This window comes from Mesorhizobium sp. M0185 (genome assembly GCF_040322175.1).
Classification (GTDB): Bacteria; Pseudomonadota; Alphaproteobacteria; order Rhizobiales; family Rhizobiaceae; genus Mesorhizobium.
In genome coordinates this window covers 1-5,681 of record NZ_JAMYSY010000101.1, presented here as the reverse complement: position 1 = coordinate 5,681, position 5,681 = coordinate 1, and the positions used below count along the sequence as shown (strand labels likewise).

General features: G+C 58.6%; 5 protein-coding genes and 4 pseudogenes. 6 read left to right on the top strand and 3 right to left on the bottom strand.

Features of this window, described 5'->3' with window-relative positions:
- Positions 1-199: pseudogene (locus tag NKJ20_RS33675) on the top strand (hypothetical protein); the annotation flags it as partial.
- A 203-nt stretch (positions 200-402) separates the two neighbouring features.
- Here NKJ20_RS33675 and NKJ20_RS33670 read toward each other — a convergent pair.
- The 3 genes and pseudogenes from NKJ20_RS33670 to NKJ20_RS33660 all read right to left on the bottom strand — a co-directional run.
- Positions 403-705 (bottom strand): MBL fold metallo-hydrolase, encoded by a 303-nt coding sequence (locus NKJ20_RS33670; protein WP_352749901.1) that lies wholly within the window; start codon positions 703-705, stop codon positions 403-405.
- 113 nt (positions 706-818) lie between these two features.
- Positions 819-1,065 (bottom strand): annotated as a pseudogene (locus NKJ20_RS33665) (site-specific integrase); the annotation flags it as partial.
- Between the two features lie 195 nt (positions 1,066-1,260).
- Positions 1,261-1,455, bottom strand: a pseudogene (locus NKJ20_RS33660) (IS110 family transposase); the annotation flags it as partial.
- Positions 1,456-1,711: 256 nt separating this feature from the next.
- Here NKJ20_RS33660 and NKJ20_RS33655 point away from each other — a divergent pair.
- From NKJ20_RS33655 to NKJ20_RS33635, 5 genes and pseudogenes are all read left to right on the top strand, one after another.
- The gene (locus NKJ20_RS33655; RefSeq protein ID WP_352749899.1) at positions 1,712-2,869 is read left to right on the top strand and encodes an IS110 family RNA-guided transposase; all 1,158 of its coding nucleotides are present in this window, start codon (positions 1,712-1,714) and stop codon (positions 2,867-2,869) included.
- A 382-nt stretch (positions 2,870-3,251) separates the two neighbouring features.
- Positions 3,252-3,725: an IS66-like element accessory protein TnpA gene (gene tnpA, locus NKJ20_RS33650; RefSeq protein ID WP_352749898.1), complete on the top strand. Its 474-nt coding sequence runs from the start codon at positions 3,252-3,254 to the stop codon at positions 3,723-3,725.
- On the top strand, positions 3,706-4,035 hold the full coding sequence (gene tnpB / locus NKJ20_RS33645; RefSeq protein WP_352749896.1) for an IS66 family insertion sequence element accessory protein TnpB: 330 nt from the start codon (positions 3,706-3,708) through the stop codon (positions 4,033-4,035). The genes tnpA and tnpB overlap by 20 nt, the downstream gene beginning before the upstream one ends.
- Before the next feature lie 32 nt (positions 4,036-4,067).
- Positions 4,068-5,111: an IS110 family RNA-guided transposase gene (locus tag NKJ20_RS33640; protein WP_352749894.1), complete on the top strand. Its 1,044-nt coding sequence runs from the start codon at positions 4,068-4,070 to the stop codon at positions 5,109-5,111.
- A 410-nt stretch (positions 5,112-5,521) separates the two neighbouring features.
- A pseudogene (locus NKJ20_RS33635) lies at positions 5,522-5,681 on the top strand (IS66 family transposase); the annotation flags it as partial.

The window sequence follows — 5,681 nt, the reverse complement described above, 5'->3', positions numbered from 1 at the left end:
GCTCGCTCGCTACAGCGCTATCGAGAGCGCGCTCGCGAGCGGCTTCGATACCGCCGAGCTACACCACCTGTGGGGACGCGACCGTGGAAGGCTTCTCAAGCTTGGATTCGAGCGTCTCAATATCCGCTTGCACCTCGAAAATCGGAGCTCCGTGGGAAGGATAGGCTCTATCGACATTCTCCTTTTTCAGAGCCAGTAAGACTGCTGGTGAATTCGACACCCAGAAGGTCCCCGTACCCATGTTGCATGGCGTGGAGTTGATACAGCTTTCCGCCAGCTTTCATCAAGTTACCGATAAACGCTATCTTCCTGCAGTCCACGATCACGATCAAGCTGATCATGCCGTGCGTGTGTCCCTTTGCAGGTCAAACGCAGAATTCGAAGTCTTTCCAGACGAAAGTCTTATAGTCTTCTAGGACAGCGCGGACCTGTAAATTTTGTCCAGCGAATAAAGGACGCTGTTGTAGTTGTCGTAAATACGTCGCGCCTGCCAAAAAGCCTCAACGTTGTCGAACAAATGTCGCTCGTACTCTGGAACAGCGACTTTTGCGCCAGACTGTTGGACCTTGGCGTTCCCCAGCACTGATCCCTATGGGGGTGGGTGTGTAGGACCCAGTCAACTCTGTCGACGCCGAGTTCATGGAGATGCTCCAAAACTGCGCCCGATCCCGTATCGATCAGCAGATACTCATTGCCACAGCACATAGACGGTGCAGATATCCTCATATGCCCATAGGTGTTCGGGTAGCTGGATAAATACATTCTATGTCCTCTCACCTCTGTTCAGGCGGGCAGACTGGATTAATAAAGCGCTTCCACCGATCGAGCGTCACATTGCAGAGAAAGGGCAGTGCCGCAATGGCGGTGTGAATCGAGCAGGCGACAGCTTCTTCTCGTTGGCTAGATAGACCTGATAGGTCCGAATATCCTCTCGCCCGAGCAAGTCCGGAGACTTGCCGAAGTGGCGGGCAAATAGCGAGACCTGTTGCAGATACGACAGCTGGGTGTTGAGCGCGAAGTTGCGCACCTGCATGTCCTCGCTCATGGCTGGCGAAGGTGAGCCATGACAAGCTCCTTTGTCCGATGGAATGGGCTGCAAGCCGCCACTCCATGCTGACGCAGTCCGAGCTTGTTGTGACACATGACCACCAGCGCGACAGACGACACGATCAACACCACGCCGGCGGCACACACCCTCCTTGCCGCTCCGCAATCACGGAGCGGGTCAGTCCTAGTCAAGATATGCTCACCTGACCATATTTTGACGTACGGTTTGACATAGTGCGGAGGGATCAGCTTCAGTTCGTGCCCGAACGACTGCAGGAGACGCGCCCAGTGCTGCGATCCGCCGCACGCCTCGATCGCTACTACCGTCGGCGACAGCTTCTCGAACAACGCTACCATCTCCTTGCGCCGCAGCTTCTTGCGCAGCACTGGCTCCTCAGCCGCGTTCACGGCATGGAACTGGAAGACGTGCTTTGCAACCGCAGCGCTCTCTAGGAATTCTCAATCTGGAGCGTGGGGAGGCGGCGGACGCCATGCCAGCGGCGCCACGGCGCGGCTCCTTGGTGAGTTCGGCCACCTATGATTTTCCGTAAGCGCGAATTTCCCCGCACCTTTTGCTGTTGAGTGCTCTGATGCATGAGAAGCTATGCGGGGGAGCGGCGAGGTGGCACCATCGTCGTACGATCAACCCGAAGGATAGACTATCATGTCCAAAGTCGACGATCTCAGCCGATCAATCACTGTATTGGATCAAGCTCGCACTGTGCTCGTCGTTGTAGAAATGAGTCAAAATAACTGGCTGGTGGCCGGAATGCTTCCCGGCGTTCAGCGACACCCCCTCAAGAAACTCGATCCCGATCCCAATGCATTGCTCGGTTTGATCGCGCGTTGGCGATCGGAGGCGGAGGCTGCGGGCATGCCGATAGACCGGGTCGCGCTGGCCTTCGAGGCTGGGCGAGACGGCTTCTGGCTGGCCCGGTGGCTGCAGACGCGAGGCATAGACGCTCACGTCATCCATTCAACCAGCGTCGCCGTGAACCGTGAACACCGACGGGCGAAAACCGACAGGCTAGACACGGCCATGCTGATGCGCGTGTTCCTGGGTTGGCTGCGTGGCGAGCGTGGCCACTGCCGCATGGTGGCGATCCCATCACTGGCGGAAGAGGATGCCAAGCGGCCGAGCCGCGAGCGGGAGAACCTGGTCAGCGAGAAAACGCGGATAGTCAATCGCATGAAAGGGGCGCTGGCTCGGCTCGGCATCCGTGGCTTCAAGCCCGAGCTTCGCCGGGCGCCGAAGAAGCTGCCGGACCTGCGCACTTCGGAAGGACAGCCGCTTCCGCCGAATATGCTGGAAGAGATGCGGCGCGACATGGCTCGGCTTGCGGTGGTGCGCGATCAGATCACGACGATTGAAAAAGCCAGAATTGCCCAGCTTGAGCAGGCGCCCGCGTCGGGGTATAATGCAATGGTTGTGCTATTGGCGCGCGTGATTGGTGTCGGGATTGAGACAGCCGACATGCTGGTCCACGAGGTGCTTAGCCGCAACCTCAGAGACCGGCGCGCGGTGGCGCGTTACGCCGGTCTGACAGGCTCCCCCGACGAGATCGGATCTAAACGACGCGAAAAGGGGTTGGCCAAGGCAGGCAACGCCCGGGTGCGACGCGGGCTGATCCAATTGGCCTGGCGCTTCCTGAGATTCCAAAAGAATAGCGAACTGACGCAATGGTTCCAGGCACGAGCGGCACAGGGCGCCCGCAAGACGACGATGATCGTGGCGCTCGCACGCAAGTTACTCATCGCGCTCTGGCGATTGGTTACCGTCGGCGAAATCCCGATGGGCGTCACATTGCGCCCGATAAACTGAACACACTGCAGGGCGCCTGACGGATCAACCGCCGTAATGACGCCCGCGCGTATCGATTCGAGGTGGCGGTGTCCCGATGGACACCATGGCGTTATTTGCCGTCATGAGAATGGGCCCGCCGCCTCGGAGCCTTGCTGCTGAAGCCAATGACTGCTTCATGGTCCGGGTCTTTTGCAGACCCACCGAATACAAGGTTGCGGCGTAATGCGATGCGCCCAAAGGCAGGCTCCCCTCGAATTTGATGCTCGCGGACCAATGCACAAGGCAGTGACCAACCGTTCTGTTATGGCTATCCTGACCGCTTTACCGCGAAATCAGTGAAGGCCCCTTGACAACGAAATCCCCATACAAGGTGTCCACCAAAATAGGTGGACACCTTGTGATGGAAGAAGATGAGCAGAGACTGCGGGTGAGGCTTGTCGGTCGGGACGGGCGACGCCGATACGACCCGGCATCGAAGGACCGTCTTGTCTCGGCCTGTCTTGAGCCTGGCGTGTCGGTATCGAAGCTCGCGCTCGAACATGGGGTCAATGCGAACCTTCTTCGGAAGTGGATAAAGAAGCGGGCGGAGACCCAGTCCCTCCCGCCGCTCTCACCATCGGCGTTCATCCCGGTTCAGATTGAAAGCACTTCCGATCGGGCCTTGCTGCGACAGAGCAGCATGGCTGCGGTGGATTTGCCGGGGACTTGCGATGGGGCACGTAGGTCGGCATCGAAAAGGACAGCGCCTTTTTCCTCTCCAGCCAAGGTGAGCGCGTCGCTGCCGAACGGCGTGACGTTGACGCTGGAATGCGGTGATGTGGATGCATTGACTGCGACCATCGGAGCACTGGGTCATGTTCAGACTGGGCGCTGACCTGAAAGTCTACCTGCACCGCGAGCCGATCGACTTTCGGGCCGGCATCAACAGCCTTGCGGTTCTGGTCCAGGAGACGATGGCGCTCGATCCGTTTGCACCGGCGGTTTTTGCGTTCTGCAATCGCCGTCGCGACCGGATGAAGCTCGTGTTCTTCGATCGGTCGGGCTTTGTGCTGGTCCTGAAGCGGCTGACCGAGGACAGGTTCCGGTGGCCGCGCCGGGAGGCAGCGGTGGTCACGCTTACGACCGAGCAATTGCACTGTTGGGGTGGACGGCCCCGAACGGGGCATCGAAATGTGCCAGAGTGAGTCGTTAACGGTCTCAAACGAAGGAGCCGCCCGTGGATCAGATTATCCGTATTGGCATGGATACGTCAAAGCACGTCTTTCAATTGCATGGCGTCAACGCCGCAGAGCAACCGATCCTGCACAAGAAGATGCGCCGCAAGGAGATGGTGGATTTCTTTGCGAAATGCCCACCGACCGTGATTGCGATCGAAGCCTGCGGCGCTTCGCATCACTGGGCGCGGTTGCTGAGGGAGCTCGGACATGAGGTAAAACTGATCGCGCCACAACTGGCGAAGCCCTACGTCAAGCGCGGCAAGAATGATGCGGCCGATGCCGAAGCGCTATGCGAGGCGATGAGCCGCCCGACGATGCGGTTCGTTCCGGTGAAGAGTGCGGATCAGCAAGCCGCGCTGATGTTAGTGGGCATGCGCGAGCGCGCTGTCGTCGCACAGACGCAGCTTGCCAATACGATTCGTGGCTATGCAGCTGAGTTCGGACTGACCGCGGCCAAAGGCATGTCTCATATTCCGCTCCTTCTGGAACGCATCATGATTGATGAAAGCATTCCGGCTGCGGCACGTGAGCTGTTTGCGTCCCTCGCTGAGGAATTTGCGCAGTTGGGTGAGCGCCTGAAAGAGGTGGAGGCAAAGCTGATGGCCTGGTATCGCAACAATGAATGTTGTCGCCGTCTTGCAAAGATCCCTGGTGTCGGACCGATCGGCGCGGTCTTGCTGGTGATGAAAGCGCCCGCACCGGAACAGTTCACATCCGGAAGGCAGTTTGCCGCCTGGATGGGCCTGACGCCCAAGGATCATTCGACTGCTGGCAAAGTCAGGCTCGGTATCATTACGAGGGCCGGCGATGAGGCATTGCGCAAAACATTGGTCGTGGGTGCAACCTCGTTGCTTCGACAGGTGAGAGCGGGAAGAGGCAGGAACGCTTCGCTCTGGCTCATCGAGTTGCTCAAGCGCAAGCCGCCAAAACTCGCGGCTGTCGCACTGGCCAACAAGATCGCCAGGACCGCCTGGAAAATGATGGTGACCGGCGAAGCCTATAAGGGCAATGCTGCGCGACCGGCTCTGGCCTGCGCGGCATAACGAAATCAGTCGGTAACGGTGAGCAGGATACAGACGCTACCGTGCTGAACTGATGCGTGAACTTGCAGGAAACGAGCAGATGGTGTGATCGATCGATCCTAGACGCGGGGCACTCCGTAGGATCCAATGGCCCAACGTGGTCGATGCACTGTTTGGAACCCACGTCGCGGAACCCATCTTGGCCAGCGTTCATGTGGGAGCGCACCAACAGGCCGGACATATGAACGCAAGCGATCCGATCAAAATCATCAAAAGAGTTCTTGCAAGGAGGGGCCGTCCACATATGGATCCTCGACGGCATCGACATCGATGCGATGGTCCGCCATCCGGTGCGGCAATATCAGGTTGCCGGTTGAGGGCTCTCGAATTGAGCGGTTGACGCGGCGGCATGCTTTCGATTCAAGATTCTGATGAATCGACCCGGCGAACCGACTGTTGAAGCGTTGATGGCGCGTATTGCTGAGCTGCAGGCGCAGAACCGTCAACTCACCGAACGCGTCGTCAAACTCGAGGAAGAGCTGGCGCTTGCACGACTGCATCGTTTTGCGCCGCGCAGTGAAAAGCACATTG

Bases quoted from the DNA above. Each gene is read 5' to 3' on its own strand.
- NKJ20_RS33670 (WP_352749901.1), bottom strand. From the start codon at position 705: ATGTGCTGTGGCAATGAGTATCTGCTGATCGATACGGGATCGGGCGCA.
- NKJ20_RS33655 (WP_352749899.1), top strand. From the start codon at position 1,712: ATGTCCAAAGTCGACGATCTCAGCCGATCAATCACTGTATTGGATCAA.
- tnpA (WP_352749898.1), top strand. From the start codon at position 3,252: ATGGAAGAAGATGAGCAGAGACTGCGGGTGAGGCTTGTCGGTCGGGAC.
- tnpB (WP_352749896.1), top strand. From the start codon at position 3,706: ATGTTCAGACTGGGCGCTGACCTGAAAGTCTACCTGCACCGCGAGCCG.